We start from the raw sequence: 13,274 nt of genomic DNA, 5'->3' as shown, positions 1-13,274 counted from the left end.
GAAACTCGGCCCGGGCCGAGAGGGCGCGCAGGCGCCCCGCCACCGAGCGCTCGAAGTCGTGGTAGCGGGTCAGGTAGAGCCGTTCGCGCCAGAGCACCAGCGGCGTGTGGGGGGTGTCGTGGCTGCCATCCCCCACCAGGGGCGAGGCGGCCAGACGGGCCGGCCACGCCTTTGCGGGGGCCAGCCCCTCGAGCAGAGCGGCGCGCTCGTCCCCATCCAGCCCGAACGGGCGTTCGATGGCAGCCAGGGGCAGGCAGATATGGCCGCGGCCGAGCTCGAAGCAGGCCATGGCGGCGGCCAGCACCAGCTCCTGCTCGCCCCCCAGGCTCTCGATCAGGCGGGCAAACTGCACGTCGAGCTGGCGCACCCGGCCGGCGTCGGCCAGGGCGCGCAGCCGGGTGAGCAGGGGGCTGTCGGTGGAGTGGATGGATGCGCTCATGCTGCCTCCTCGCCGGCAAAGAGTGAATCGAGGGCGCGCACCAGCGCAAGGGAGGGGGCGGCGTGGAAGACGCCGGCCTCGGGCATGCCGCGCAGGAAGAGATAGAAGACGCCGCCCAGGTGGCGGGCCGGGTCGTAATCGGGCAGGCGGTGGGCCAGCAGTCGGTGCAGCGCCAGGGTGTAGAGCTGGTACTGGAGATCGTAGTGGTGATCGAGCATGGCCTGCTCGAGGGCCGCGCCGGCGTAGTCGAGGGGGCTATTGCCCAGCCAGTTGGACTTGTAGTCGAGCACGTACCAGCGCCCCTGCCACTCGAACACCAGATCGATAAAGCCCTTGAGCATGCCCTGCACGCTCTGAAAACCGAGGGGCTTGCCGCGCGCCGAGAGGGGATCGTGGGCCTTTCGCACCGCATCGAGCCCCTCTGCCGTCACCCGCCCCATGGGCAGGAAGAACTCGAGCTCGGCCTGATGGTTCGCCACCTCCCCCAGGCGCAGCCCGGGCAGCAGCTCGGTGCCGAGCACGGCGGCCAGGTGCGCGGTCAGCACATAGCTCCACTCGGGGTCGAACCCGTCGCGCTCGAGCAGGGCCGCCACCCTGGGGGCCACCTCGCCGTGGCTGGCGGGGTCGCGTGCCAGCGCGAAGGGGATCTCCTCAAACAGGGTGTGCAGCAGGGTGCCGGGCCGGGCGCCGCGCGGGAAGGTGAAGATGGAGCGCTCAGGCGCCGCCTCTTCGCCGCGCTCGCGGGCCACCTCGGCATCGAACCCCGGGGTCGCCAGCACGCCCCGGTCGTGGTGGCTGCCGGAGGTCGAGAGCGCCGAGTAGGAGCTGACCCACCAGTCGCGCTCGATGCGACCGCCGAAGCGGCGCACCCGGGGCGCAGACGCTTCCCCATGCTCATCGACCAGCGGGGCCGGGCGAGCGAGTGACGGCTCACCGACCACCACCCCCGGCACCTCCCGCGCCAGGGCGGCCAGGGCCTCGGCCATGAGCTCGGCCTCCCCCTCCTCGCCCCGTTGCAGCAGGTAACCGATGGCGGTCTTGTGCAGGTCGGTCTTGCTGGACTTTCCCGCCCCCGAGCGCACCGGCGCCAGCCCCAACCAGGTGGCGTAGACGCCCCGGGTCAGGGCCACGTAGAGCAGGCGAAGATCTTCGGCCAGCCGCTCGCGCTCGGCCTGCTCCAGCGCCTTGGCAGAGCGGGTGAGATCGAGCAGGGTCCGGCTCTCCTCGTGATAGAGGGGGGTGTCGCTCTCGCGGTGGGAACAGATAAACGGCAGGAACACCAGCGGGTATTCGAGCCCCTTGGACTTGTGGATGGTGACGATCTGCACCAGCTTGCGTTCGGACTCGAGGCGCAGCACCTGCTCCTCGGCCTGGCCGCCATCCCGGGTCGCCTCGGCCAGCCAGCGCAGCAGGGCATACTCGCCATCGAGCTCGCCCGCCGCCTGCTCCAGCAGCTCGGCCAGGTGCAGATAGTTGGTCAGGCGCCGCTCGCCGAACGGGCCGGCGAGCAGGCTGGCGGCCAGCTGGCGCCGGTGCAACAGGGCACGCAGCATGGCCAGCACGCCAACCCGGCGCCACTGGCGGCGGTAGTCGCTGAACTCCTGCACCGTGGCTTCCCACAGCTTCTCATCGCGGCTGAAGGCGTCCAGCGCCTTGGCGTCGAGGTCAAACAGGGAGGTGGCGAGCGCCGCGCGCAGGGCCCGTTCGTCGCTCGGGTGCAGGCAGGCGTGCAGGATCAGCAGGATCTCGCGTGCCTCCGTGCTCTCGAGCACGCTCTCGCGGTTGGAGAGATAGACAGAGGCGATGCCGAGCGCCGAGAGGGCCTGCTGCATCACCCGCCCCTCGCTGCCGGTGCGCACCAGCACGGCGATGTCGCCGGCACGCAGGGGTGTGTCGCCGATCGAGGCTTCCCCCTGGCGCGCCAGGGTCAGTAGCCGGTGGATCTCCGCCGCCGTGGCGTTCGCCATGCGCGACTGATAGCTCCCCTTGTTGATGGTGGGGCTCTGCCCCAGCCACCAGCAGCACAGGGCCGGCGCCTCGGCCCCCGCCAGCGTCAGGCACTTGCTCTTGCCCTGGGCCTCTACCGGCAGGAAGGGGATGTCATCGTCATAGATGAAGGGGGCACGGGCGAGCTCGAACAGGGCATTGACCGCCCCCACCAGGGGCCGACTCGAGCGCCAGTTACGCCCCAGGGTGTAGTGACTGCTCACTGCCCGGCGCGCCTGGATGTAGGTGAAGATGTCGGCGCCGCGAAAGCCGTAGATGGCCTGCTTGGGGTCGCCGATCATCAGCAGGGCTGTCTCCTCCTGTCCGCCGTAGAGGGAACGGAAGATGCGGTACTGCTGGGGGTCGGTATCCTGGAATTCATCGATCATGGCCACCCGGTAGGTGGCACGGATGCGATCGCGCAGCCGCTCTCCCAGAGGCGAGGCGAGCGCCCGGTCGAGATCCCCCAGCAAGTCAGAGAACGAGAGCTGATAGGCCTCGCGCTTGGCGCGCCCCATGCGCCTGTGCACCTCGCGGGCGGCCCGCTGCAACACCAGATCGTCGATGGCGGGGGGACGGGTCACCAGCGCCTCGATGGCGTCAAACAGCGGCAGACTGGGGGCATTCCCCCCCTTCTTGAGATTCTCGAGCAGGGTCGAGCGGGCGAAGCGGGCCAGGGGCTCGGGCAGGGCGTAGCCGTGCTCGTCGCTGTGGGCCCACTGGCCAATCTTCTCGAGCCAGCCCTCGTAGTTCTTGCCGGTGTAGCGGCTCACAGCCCCCTCGGTCTGGGCGCGGATGGCGTCGAGGTGCTCGCGCCACTGGGCCTTCACCGCCGCCACACGGGCCATCTCCCGCTCGTGGCGATCGAACAGGGTCTCGTCCCCCACGGGCGGCAGGATCTCGAGCTCAGGGTTGTCGAGCCAGCCCTTGATGGCGGCGAGCAGCTCCGCCGGGCTCTTCCAGTGTTTACGCAGGGCGCGGGCCAGAGACTCCCCGGCCGGATAGAAGTCGGCGCGCCAGTAATCGCTCACCGCCTGCAACTTGAGCTGGCTGTCGTCGGTGAGAAACTCGGTTTCGAACAGGGCGCCCGACTCGAAGGCGTTGCTCTTGAGCATCCGCTGGCAAAAACCGTGGATGGTGAAGACCGCCGCCTCATCCATCTGCCGCTCGGCGGCGAGCAGCAGGCGCGCCGCCTGCTGGTGATCCGGCACCTCGTCGAGCAGTTGGGCCAGCAAAGGGTCGCCGCTTTGCCCGCGCAGGAAGGCCAGGCGCGCCTCGTGGATGCGGGCGCGAATACGGCCGCGCAGCTCGGCGGTGGCGGCCTCGGTGAAGGTCACCACCAGAATTTCGGTCACGCTAAGCGGCCGGGCGTGGGCGGTGACCCGCCCCTCTTCATCTTCCGGGCCGTGGCCGAGCAGGAGGCGCAGGTAGAGGCCGGCGATGGTGTAGGTCTTGCCGGTGCCGGCGGAGGCTTCGATCAGGCGCTCGCCAAACAGGGGAAAGCGCAGGGTTTCCAGGGTGCGGGACATCAGTCGAACTCCTCCAGCGCCTGATACAGGGGTTGCAGATGGGTGCGCGCGAGCGCGACAAGCTGGCTCATCAGGGCCTCGTCCAGGGCGGGGAAGCAGCGCTGGATGTAGGGGTCCTCCCCCTCGCCCGTGAGCTGCCAACCCCCTTCGAAGCTGGTGCGGGCGGCGCGCTGGGCCTTCTCCTCGTCACCACTCTTCGCCTGCTCGGCCAGCCAGCTCCAGGCACTCTTGGGAAAGAGCGGCAGCGGACGGCGCAGCCCCACCACCCAGTCATCGACCAGAGCGAGCAGGTGGCTGCGGGCCACCTCGGGTGCAAGTACGGGCAGGCGCCAGCTCTTGGTCCCGTCGAGCAGCAGGGTCTCGCCCGCAGAGCGCGAGAGACACAGGCACAGATGCCTGAGCCAGCCCTGCAACCAGTCGCGGCCGTGGAAGCTGCCGGGTTTGACGATGAGTTGATTGCCCTGCTCGGTGTCGAGCCAGCCGAGCAGCCGCCCCTGGGGCAGGGGGATGTCGATCTCCACCGGCGTTTTTTCCGATCGCAGGGGGCGCACCCGCTCGGCGAGCTCGGCCATCTTGTCATCGAGCTCATCGAGCAGCAGGGGGCCAAACCAGCTCTGGGGCAGCTGACCGGCCAGGCGCAGCCGCTCGCGCAGGCGCGCCGTTCCCCCTTCCTCCAGGTGGGCGGCCAGCAGCTGATCCTTGAGCTGGTAGTTCTCCAGCCCATCGAGGGCGAAGGGTTCGTTCTCTTCGAGCCGAGTGTCATCCAGCTCGAACCACACCTTGAGGCGGCGGTTGAGGAAGTAGCGCGCCGGGTTGCGGTAGAAGCGCAGCAGCTCGGCCAGCTCCAGCTCGCCCCCCTCCATCTCGGGGGGCAGGGGCAGATCGCCCGTATGCAGCTTACCGATCCCAGCCTTGGGGGTGAGCGCCGGCAGCCAGTCGGCGGCGTAGGTAAAGAGGCGCTCGTCGCTTGGGAAGAAGTAGTCGCGGCTGTAGGGGGTGAGCGGGTGGGCCGTCACCAGTGCCTGCAACAGGCGCTGGCCCGATTCGTCGTCGGGCAGCGCTTCGTCACCGGCCAGCACGAAGCCCTGGCGCAGGTAGTCGAGCAGCTCGGCCAGCAGCACGGAGGGCTCGCGCTCGCTGTTGTCCTGCACGCTGAAGCCCTGATAGCTGATGTAGAGGCCGTCCTGGGCGCTCAAGAGCGCCTCGAGGAAGAGGTAACGGTCGTCATCGCGGCGCGATCTGTCCCCGCGCCGGCCGGCCAGCGCCATCAGATCGAATCCCATGGGCGGCAGAGTGCGCGGGTAGACGCCGTCATTCATGCCGAGCAGGCAGACCTGGCGAAACGGGATGGAGCGCATCGGCATCAGGGTGCAGAAGTTGACCTGGCCGGCGAGGAAGCGCTGGCTCGAGCGCTGGGCGGCCAGGGCCTGGCCCAGCACGTCTTGCAGCAGCGCCGGCGTCACCGGCTCGTCGAAGCGCACCTCGCCGAGGGCCTGTTGCCAGTCGGCGATGGCGTCGCGCACCAGCTGGATGTGGCGCTCCTCGTCTTCGTCAGGCTCGTAGCAGGCCCCCAGCAGGGCGTGCAGCAGCCGGTTCCACTCGGGCAGAGAGCGGGGTGCGTCGAGCAGCGGCAGGAAGTGGGCCAGAGTGTCGACGAAGGCGGCGAGCTTGCCGAGCGTCACCCCCTGCTGGCCCTCGATCTCGGCGTAGGGGAGGATGCCGGCCACCGGCTCCCCCTCCCCCATGGCGTAGCCGAGCAGCATACGGCGCAGGCCAAACAGCCAGGAGTTGCCCGACAGGGCCGGCAGGTCGAAGCGCTCCGGGTAGGCATCGTCGAGCCCCCAGCGGATGCCGCTCTCCTGCACCCAGACCCGCAGGGTGTCGAACTCCTCCACCGTCAGGGCGAAGCGGCGCAGCACCGCCGGCACCTCGAGCAGGGCGAGCAGCTCGCCCGCCCCGAAGCGCTGGCGCGGCAGGCGCAGCAGCGCCAGGAAGCTTTGCAGCAGCGGGCTCTCCTGGCTGGCGGCCCGATCCGAGATGGAGAAGGGGATCTGGCCACGGGCACCGAACACCGCCTGGATGAAGGGGGCGTAGCCGGCCACGTCCGGCATCATCACCACCACCTGTTTCGGGGTCAGGGTCGGGTCGCCCTCGAACAGATCGAGCAGGCGATCGTGCAGCACCTCGAGCTCGCGCACGGGACTGTGGCAGGCGTGGATCTGCAGGCTGCGATCACCGGGCAGCAGCGCCGTCTTGTGGTGGCTCGCATCGGGGTTGTCGAACACGGCGCCCCGGTCGCGCTGCTCCAGCACGTCGGATTGCAGCCGATGCAGCAGGGTGTCTTCGGCCATGTCGACAAAGGCCTCCACCTCCGGCGGCTCCAGCCCCATCAGGTGGTGCAGGTAGTCGCGCCCGAGCTTGCCCATGGAGGCGAGCAGGGGATTGGTCTCACCTTGCAGGGTCTCAAGATCCGTGCCGGGGCGCAGACGCCGCTCGAGGCGGGCCATGGTCTTGCGATCGAGCAGGTCCCCCCAGTAGTAGCGGCAGGGGTTGGTGACAAACAGGTGCACCTCAATGCGCTCACCGAGCACCCGCAGCGCCTCCACATAACCGGGGGGCAGGGCCGAGATGCCGAACACGAAGACCCGCTTGGGCAGCTTGCCCGGCAGAGGGGCACCGCTCTGCAAAGCCTGAATAAAGGATTCGAACAGGTTCGCTCTGTGATAGCCGCTGTCGGCCAGTTGCAGGGTGCGGGCCACCAGCTCGCGCCACAGCACGGGCTGCCAATCCTGCCCGGTCACCTCGCCGAGCTCCTCGGGCAGCCCCTCACCGCGCTCCCAGCGTTCGATCCAGTCGGGGCGGTAGACCAAATACTGGTCAAACAGATCCGCGACCTTCTGGCACAGCTGCCACAGGCGCACCTGCTCGGGGGCCTCCCCCTCCGGCGACAGGTAGCCGCGCAGGGGGGCGAAATCGGGCCGCTCGAGCAGGGTCGGCAGAATCATCATCAGCTGCCAGCTCATGCTCGGCTTGTTGTAGGGGCTGCGCGCCGGCACGTCCCCCAGCACCTCGATAAACATCTGCCAGATGAAGCTGGCGGGCAGGGGAAAGTCGATGTTGGCGGCGATACCGAAGGCGCTGGCCAGCTCAAGCTTGAGCCATTGGGCCATGCCGGGGCTCTGGACCAGGATCTGCTCGCACTCGAACGGATCGGTCAGCGGGTCGCGGCGCACCAGTTCCACCAGCAGGGCCTTGAGCACGTCGAGCTGATTGGAGTGATAGAGAGTGAACATGGACAATCCCCGTCGAAGGCAATGGCAGGATTGTCCGCGATTGGGGCGCCGGATGCAAAAAAGCCGGAGCGGGTGCTCCGGCTAAACGGTAGATTGGAAACTTCGTTAAAACAGGGTGTTACCAGCACTTGCCCAGCTTGGCGTCGATGCTGAAGGCACCGGGTCCGGCTGCGGCCAGGGCCAGGAAGCCACCGGCGATGGAGATGTTCTTCATAAACATGATCATCTGCATCTGATCGGCAGGCTGATAGTGGAACAACAGGGCCGCCACCACACAGAAACCGGCCAGCAGCAGCGACACCGAACGGGTCAGCAAGCCGCTCAGGATGGCCAGGCCGCCGCCCAGCTCGAGCAGGATCACCAGGGGTAGCAGCATGCCGGGAACCCCCATGGCCTCCATGTAGCCCTGGGTACCAGCGTAACCGCCAATCTTGCCCCAACCGGCGACCACAAACATCAGGGCCAGCAACACGCGGCTCAGCAGCAGGGCGATATCTTTCATCTTGTCCATGTTCAATTCCTCGTCATCTCATGGCAGGTCAAATAGCAGGGCTTCCGTGGCAGTATTCGCCATGAGCTCCCATTTCACTTCATCGCGACTGAGCAGCCCGTCGCCGGGTCGGGCAGTCAGGCCACCAGCGGCCAACTCCCCGGTAATCAGATGCAGGTAGCCGTGACGCCCCTGCAAGGCCCAGGTGAGGCTTTCACCCGCCGCCAATTGTAGTCGCCAGACGCGGGCCTGCTGGCGGATCCGGAAAGATTCACCTTCGCCGGTTGGCGAGGCCACCAGGGTCAACCCCGGCTGCGCCTCAATGCGTTTTTGCTGATAGCCAGGGGCCGTATCCTGTTCATTCGGCTCAATCCAGATCTGCAACAGGGAGAGCTCCTCGCCGGGTGACGGGTTGTACTCGCTGTGGCGGATGCCGGATCCCGCGCTCATCAACTGGAACTCGCCGGCGGGGATCTGCTCCACATGGCCCAGGCTGTCCTTGTGCTCTATGGTGCCGGTCAGCACGCAGGTCAGGATCTCCATGTTGGCGTGAGGATGAGTCGCAAACCCCCCCTGCGGCTTCACATAGTCCTCGTTGATGACCCGCAGGGCCGAATGCCCCATCCACTTGGGATCGTAGTAATGACCAAATGAGAAGCTGTGGCGGGTGTCGAGCCAACCGAAGTTGGCATGTCCACGCTCCTCGGACCGTCTCAATGCAAACATGGCTCTCTCCATCCAATTCGATAATGAGAATCATAGAGAGGCTTGCGTCCTGTTGTTAGCGAGTTAATCTGAGTCGGACATTCAATTTTTTTGAAGGAGCCAACATGGGCAAGGAGCGTTCATTGACGCTGGAGGCAATCAGGGCGCTGGATGCCATCGAACGGCGAGGCAGTTTTGCCGCCGCGGCGGAAGAGTTGGGTCGGGTACCCTCTGCGCTGAGCTATACGGTGCAAAAGCTCGAAGATGAGATGGATGTGGTGCTCTTCGATCGCAGTGGCCATCGCACCCGATTCACACCCGCCGGTCGCATGCTGCTGGAACGAGGGCGGCAGCTGCTGGAAGCAGCCGAGCAACTGGTGGGCGAAACCCGGGCGCTGGCCCGTGGCTGGGAGACGGACATCACGCTGGTGGTGGATGCCCTGGTGCCGGTCGAGGCACTCTATCCGCTGGTCGAGCCGTTCGCCAAAGAGACCGATACCCGGCTGCGCTTTCGTGGCGAAGCCCTGGCCGGCAGTTGGGAGTGCCTGGAGGATGGGCGCGCCGATCTGCTCATCTCTAGCCTCAATCCCGGCACCATCATGACCGGTATCAAGCATCAGCCGCTGTTTGAAGAGGAGATGCTCTACGTGGCCCACCCCGAGCATCCCCTGCATAGTGAACCCGAACCACTGGCCGACGAGACCCTGCGTCGCTACCGGGCCATCGCCGTCGCGGATACCGCACTGCGCAAGCCTCCCCTCACCTATCGATTGTTTGACAAGCAACCCAGGCTCACGGTGAGCACCATGGCCGAGAAACGCACCGCGCTGCTGGCGGGCATAGGCGTTGGCACCATGCCCCTGCGCTGGGTGCAGGAGGACATAACGGCCGGGCGACTCAAGGTGATCAGCCCCGAGTATCGCCACAAGATACAGGTGGTCCTGGCCTGGCGGCGCGACGTGATGGGCAAGGCCAAGAGCTGGCTGGTGCGGGAGATCCCCCGGCTATGGGGATAGAAAAAAAGAAAGCGGAGCCCCGTCGGGATCCGCTCAATTTGCCAGGAAAGAATAAAAACCTTTCGGTTTAAAACCCTTAAATTGGAAGCAAACGGTCGACAGCACAACCAGGAAGGCTTTGAAATCGACCACGTGAGAGAGTATGAACGGAGTTTTATTCATCACCAGCACTTTGTATGCAGGTAGAGGAATATGCACCGACTAGTATCATATAGTGAGCCTTTAAAAACCCACTGGTCTGGCCAATCCCTTGAAAAGGCTAGGATTCGACCACCTGGACCATGAAGTTATTATTTGCAGTATCAAAAGCTGCCCCCGTGAGATGAGGCAGAAGAAGGGATAATTTCATAAACATGCACGTTAAGGGAGTGAATGCATGACCTATAGCCAAGAGTTGGCCAACAATATTCTGGAAACGCTCAAAAAAACCCTCAATGATAAGGGGATCCGCTATCAGACCCTGGCCGAGACCCTGGATGTCTCTATCGCCACCATCAAGCGGATGATGAACAAGCCTTCCCTGCCCTTCGACACTCTGCTGCAAATCTGCCACCTGGCCGGTCTCTCCTTCGAGGAGCTGCTGGAGCGAACCCAGGATGCCCAGAGCCGGCGCGCCGTCTTCACCAAGGAGCAGGACGACGCCTTCCATAATGAGCCGGGTCTTTACGCTTTCCTCGCCAACATCTTCTGGCGCGAAAAGAGCCTCATCGATCTCAAGCGTGAATACGGGCTCACCGATGCCTCCTGCTACCTCTATCTGCGCAAACTGGAAAAGCTCGGCATCTTGCAACTGGGCATCGACAACAGCTACCACTTCCTCATCAGCGAGCGGATAAGCTTCGAACAGCACAGCCGTTTCGCCAGGGCCCAGGCCCGTCAGGCCATGACCATGCTGGGGGATTACCTGGTAGACAACATGCACAAGCCCAACAATTACATGGCCCTGTGCCAGCTTCATCTGGAAGAGCCGGAGGCCATGGCCCTCATCGAGCGGATGAAGGAGTACTGGCATAGCGAGCTCAAGCTCAACCGCCCGGCGGTAGGACAGCGAGAAGGGAGCAAGACCTACACCATGTCGCTGCAACTGGCCGACTGCGGCTACCAGAGCTTTGACGATCTGATCCCCAATATCGATAACTGAAGAGGCCGGTCAGTGACCGGCCTCTCATCAAAACTCGCCCTCTTCGAGGAACTCATCGGCGACCTCGGCCAGCTGAGGCCAGAGCTCTTCCGGCACCCAACCCTCAGGATCGTCTTCGTCCCCGTCATACTGACTCCAGAAGTAGCGACGCAGCCCGCTGGCAAACTCGTCCTGCACCTCAGCCAGCTCGGAGAGGGGGCCCATCCAGACGATGCGGCGCAACCCGGAGGCAAGATCGTTAATCGCATCCATCAGGCCGCGCTCGTCAAAGCTCTGTTCAATGACCAGCGCGAAACGCTCACGGGCAGCCTCGACCTGATCCTCGTCGAGCTCACCCACATCCGCCAGCAGATCGATAAAGTCCCCTTGCAGATACTCAAGCAGCGCATCGCGCTCCTCGAACCAGAGCAATTGCGCCCCCTTGGTGCCGAGCACTGAGCCGTCAAAGGAGTCATCCAGGTGGCACAAGGCCCAAGGGTCATCAATCATCATCGCCACTATCTCTATATTTTGGGGTGGTAAGGCCCCTATGTTAAAACCTGTCCGCCACGCCTGCCACCCTTAGGGCGAGCAGGTGAGGGATGCGGCATTGGTGACCCCGTTATCCACCAGCAATGAGCAGGGGCCACTGATGACCTGGCCACTGCCGGGAGAGGCCATGGTGATGCTCATGCTCGAGGGCTTGAGCAGGAAGGTGCCGTTTCCTTGGGCCGTGTAGGAAAGCGTCACCACCAGCGTGCTGTTTTCAGGCGCATCACAGGAATAAGTCGCCGGCTGGTTGTTGGCCTGGGGCTTGTCGATGCGGCAACTGGCCCCCGACGTCGTAGTCGAAATAGACAAACCGTTGAAGGTGTTCTTGTTACAGGCCACGGGAGCCGGGTTGTTATTGCTGGTCTTCTCCAGGCACGAGATGCGCCCGGTGGCGGTCAGGGTCGGTGTCGCCTGGGCCCCCACATCGATCTGAATGGGGAGTTGCGCCGTCTTGCTGCCACTCTGATCGAGAGGGGAAACCAGGGTGGAGGTGATCCCCGAGTTCCCCTGATAGGTCGTGGCCTTGATGGCCACCGACTGCAGCACGTTGCTGGCATCCTTGGTGCTCAGCTTGGCCGAGAGGTACCCCCGGCTGTAGCTGCCGAAGTAGTAATTATTGATATCGACGATCGTCTTGACCGGTTCATTGGTCACCGTCACATAGTCGGAGACATTGCCGCTGAGCTGACCGCTGAGGGGGACAAGGCTCCACTCTGCCAGCATGGTGAGGTTGATGTCCTGGAAGGGGATCTTGGCCAGCAGATCCACGTCATTGAGATCCGTGATGGTCTGCTGCAGGTAATCCGGTGACATCAGATCCACATAGATGCCGCGGGCAATCAGCTGGGCCGTGCCTGTGCTGGTAGTCAGGAGTGTCGTCGTGTCCCCCCCGGCGGCGGCATGACCGGGCAACCAGTCGGCAAACTCGTCGATGGCCGGGGCGGACGCACTCCCGCCATAACTCCAGTTGAGAGTGTTCTTCTGCCAGGTGACATAGGCCTTCACCACATACTTGATGTAGTTCTGATAGCTGGTCTGGTTGGCGGGCTTGGCCAGGAAGTCTGCCGTGGTCACCACCACCTTGATCAGGTTCCAATCGGGGAGTGGTCGGTAGTAGCCATCGAGCCTCACAAAGCGGCAGGCGTCAAGATAGTCGCCGCTGTTGGCAACCGACAACGAGCTGCTGTAACGCTGCCGCGGGGTCCGAAGGGGAGCATAAAACTGATCAAAGCTGGTCCCAGTGCCATCGAAGTGATTCTTACAACAACTGGTGCAGAGGTCGGGTTGATCCTTGACGCTGTTGTCGAGCACCCCGGTTACCTTGCTGGTCTGGGCCCCCACTGTCCAGTAGAGGAGGTTTCCCGATGTGAGGCTGACCTGACCGGGTAGATAAGCGCTCAAGGTAGAGCCATAGGTGCAGGCACAGGAGACGGAGGCAAGATCCTGCAGCACTTGGCGGGTCGTACCGGTCGCATCGGGCTTATAAGTAACGGTCTCAAACTGAACCAACTTGCCAACCGTACCATCCTTGGACGTCACCGTTGGCAGCGGCTTGCTGGTCTCCTGCTTGCGCCCCTCCGAGTCGATCTCGATCGAGATGACATCGGGAGCCACCCCAGGGGTGTAGCTGACCTGAGGCTGAGGCCGCGCCGTATCCAGACCACCATTGATCTGATCCCCTGTCAGCGACTCGGTTGGGGAGACGGCACCGGAGAGCAGCAGAGAGCGCGTCTGGTTCTGGCTATCACTCCAGCTGACCGTCACATCGATCACCTTACGCCCGGGGTAGGTGTAATGGTATCCGGCCGGCGCTGTGGCCTGCCAACCACTCCCGTTCCAGTACCGGTCGGCCACGGTCCAGCTTAGGCTGTAGGTGTCGCCAGAGAGGGTGGCCGTGCTGCTGCCTGCCGCAATCGCGGCATAGGCTGTCTGGGGCGCCGTCGCCGCGACGACGCCATTGAAGTTGCGAAAGGCATCGAGCCTCGATTCGGCCAGGCGCATGGCGACTTCATAGCGTCGCCCATCCTGGGAGGAGAAGAGCGCCCCTCGCGACATGGCGACCAAACCCGCCACGCCGACGCCAAGCAGTACCAGAGTAACCAAGATCTCCAGCAGTCCAAATCCCTTGTGCTGCCTCATATTGC

At 64.6% G+C, this 13,274-nt stretch carries 8 protein-coding genes and 1 pseudogene; 2 read left to right on the top strand and 7 right to left on the bottom strand.

Translation table 11 applies throughout. From position 1 onward, the window contains the following. The 5 genes and pseudogenes from BN1121_RS14300 to BN1121_RS14280 form a co-directional block, all read right to left on the bottom strand. Window positions 1–439 (bottom strand): annotated as a pseudogene (locus tag BN1121_RS14300) (exodeoxyribonuclease V subunit alpha); the annotation flags it as partial. Further along, window positions 436–3,954 carry an exodeoxyribonuclease V subunit beta gene (recB, locus tag BN1121_RS14295; RefSeq protein WP_005345712.1) on the bottom strand — a complete coding sequence of 1,173 codons (3,519 nt, stop codon included), beginning with the start codon at window positions 3,952–3,954 and terminating at the stop codon, window positions 436–438. The gene recB and the pseudogene BN1121_RS14300, both read right to left, overlap by 4 nt. Continuing rightward, a complete protein-coding gene (recC, locus tag BN1121_RS14290; RefSeq protein WP_005345710.1) occupies window positions 3,954–7,247 on the bottom strand; it encodes an exodeoxyribonuclease V subunit gamma in 3,294 nt (1,097 codons plus the stop codon). The genes recB and recC overlap by 1 nt, the downstream gene beginning before the upstream one ends. A gap of 118 nt (window positions 7,248–7,365) precedes the next feature. After that, a complete protein-coding gene (locus BN1121_RS14285; protein WP_005345708.1) occupies window positions 7,366–7,758 on the bottom strand; it encodes a DoxX family protein in 393 nt (130 codons plus the stop codon). Between the two features lie 18 nt (window positions 7,759–7,776). Further along, entirely contained in the window at window positions 7,777–8,463 is a 687-nt protein-coding gene (locus tag BN1121_RS14280; RefSeq protein ID WP_005345707.1) for a pirin family protein, read from the bottom strand. 104 nt (window positions 8,464–8,567) lie between these two features. Here BN1121_RS14280 and BN1121_RS14275 point away from each other — a divergent pair, with 104 nt between their 5' ends. Together BN1121_RS14275 and BN1121_RS14270 are read left to right on the top strand one after the other, a co-directional pair. Further along, the gene (locus BN1121_RS14275) at window positions 8,568–9,458 is read left to right on the top strand and encodes a LysR family transcriptional regulator (protein WP_005345705.1); all 891 of its coding nucleotides are present in this window, start codon (window positions 8,568–8,570) and stop codon (window positions 9,456–9,458) included. Window positions 9,459–9,834: 376 nt separating this feature from the next. Further along, the gene (locus BN1121_RS14270) at window positions 9,835–10,599 is read left to right on the top strand and encodes a helix-turn-helix domain-containing protein (protein ID WP_005345704.1); all 765 of its coding nucleotides are present in this window, start codon (window positions 9,835–9,837) and stop codon (window positions 10,597–10,599) included. Window positions 10,600–10,626: 27 nt separating this feature from the next. On the opposite strand, the gene BN1121_RS14265 is transcribed toward BN1121_RS14270, so the two are convergent. Beyond that, entirely contained in the window at window positions 10,627–11,088 is a 462-nt protein-coding gene (locus BN1121_RS14265) for a hypothetical protein (RefSeq protein ID WP_043156945.1), read from the bottom strand. A 72-nt stretch (window positions 11,089–11,160) separates the two neighbouring features. Then, window positions 11,161–13,269 (bottom strand): type IV pilus modification PilV family protein, encoded by a 2,109-nt coding sequence (locus BN1121_RS14260; RefSeq protein WP_005345702.1) that lies wholly within the window; start codon window positions 13,267–13,269, stop codon window positions 11,161–11,163. Window positions 13,270–13,274: the final 5 nt, after the last annotated feature.

The sequence above is a fragment of the Aeromonas diversa CDC 2478-85 genome (assembly GCF_000819805.1).
Classification (GTDB): Bacteria; Pseudomonadota; Gammaproteobacteria; order Enterobacterales; family Aeromonadaceae; genus Aeromonas; species Aeromonas diversa.
The sequence above is the reverse complement of the archived record's forward strand: the minus strand, read 5'-3'. Positions and strand labels throughout refer to the sequence as shown.

Excerpts from the sequence above, each read along its gene's own strand:
- recB (WP_005345712.1), bottom strand. The coding sequence starts at position 3,954 with ATGTCCCGCACCCTGGAAACCCTGCGCTTTCCCCTGTTTGGCGAGCGC.
- BN1121_RS14260 (WP_005345702.1), bottom strand. The coding sequence starts at position 13,269 with ATGAGGCAGCACAAGGGATTTGGACTGCTGGAGATCTTGGTTACTCTG.
- BN1121_RS14280 (WP_005345707.1), bottom strand. The coding sequence starts at position 8,463 with ATGTTTGCATTGAGACGGTCCGAGGAGCGTGGACATGCCAACTTCGGT.
- BN1121_RS14270 (WP_005345704.1), top strand. The coding sequence starts at position 9,835 with ATGACCTATAGCCAAGAGTTGGCCAACAATATTCTGGAAACGCTCAAA.
- BN1121_RS14265 (WP_043156945.1), bottom strand. The coding sequence starts at position 11,088 with ATGATTGATGACCCTTGGGCCTTGTGCCACCTGGATGACTCCTTTGAC.
- BN1121_RS14275 (WP_005345705.1), top strand. The coding sequence starts at position 8,568 with ATGGGCAAGGAGCGTTCATTGACGCTGGAGGCAATCAGGGCGCTGGAT.
- recC (WP_005345710.1), bottom strand. The coding sequence starts at position 7,247 with ATGTTCACTCTCTATCACTCCAATCAGCTCGACGTGCTCAAGGCCCTG.
- BN1121_RS14285 (WP_005345708.1), bottom strand. The coding sequence starts at position 7,758 with ATGGACAAGATGAAAGATATCGCCCTGCTGCTGAGCCGCGTGTTGCTG.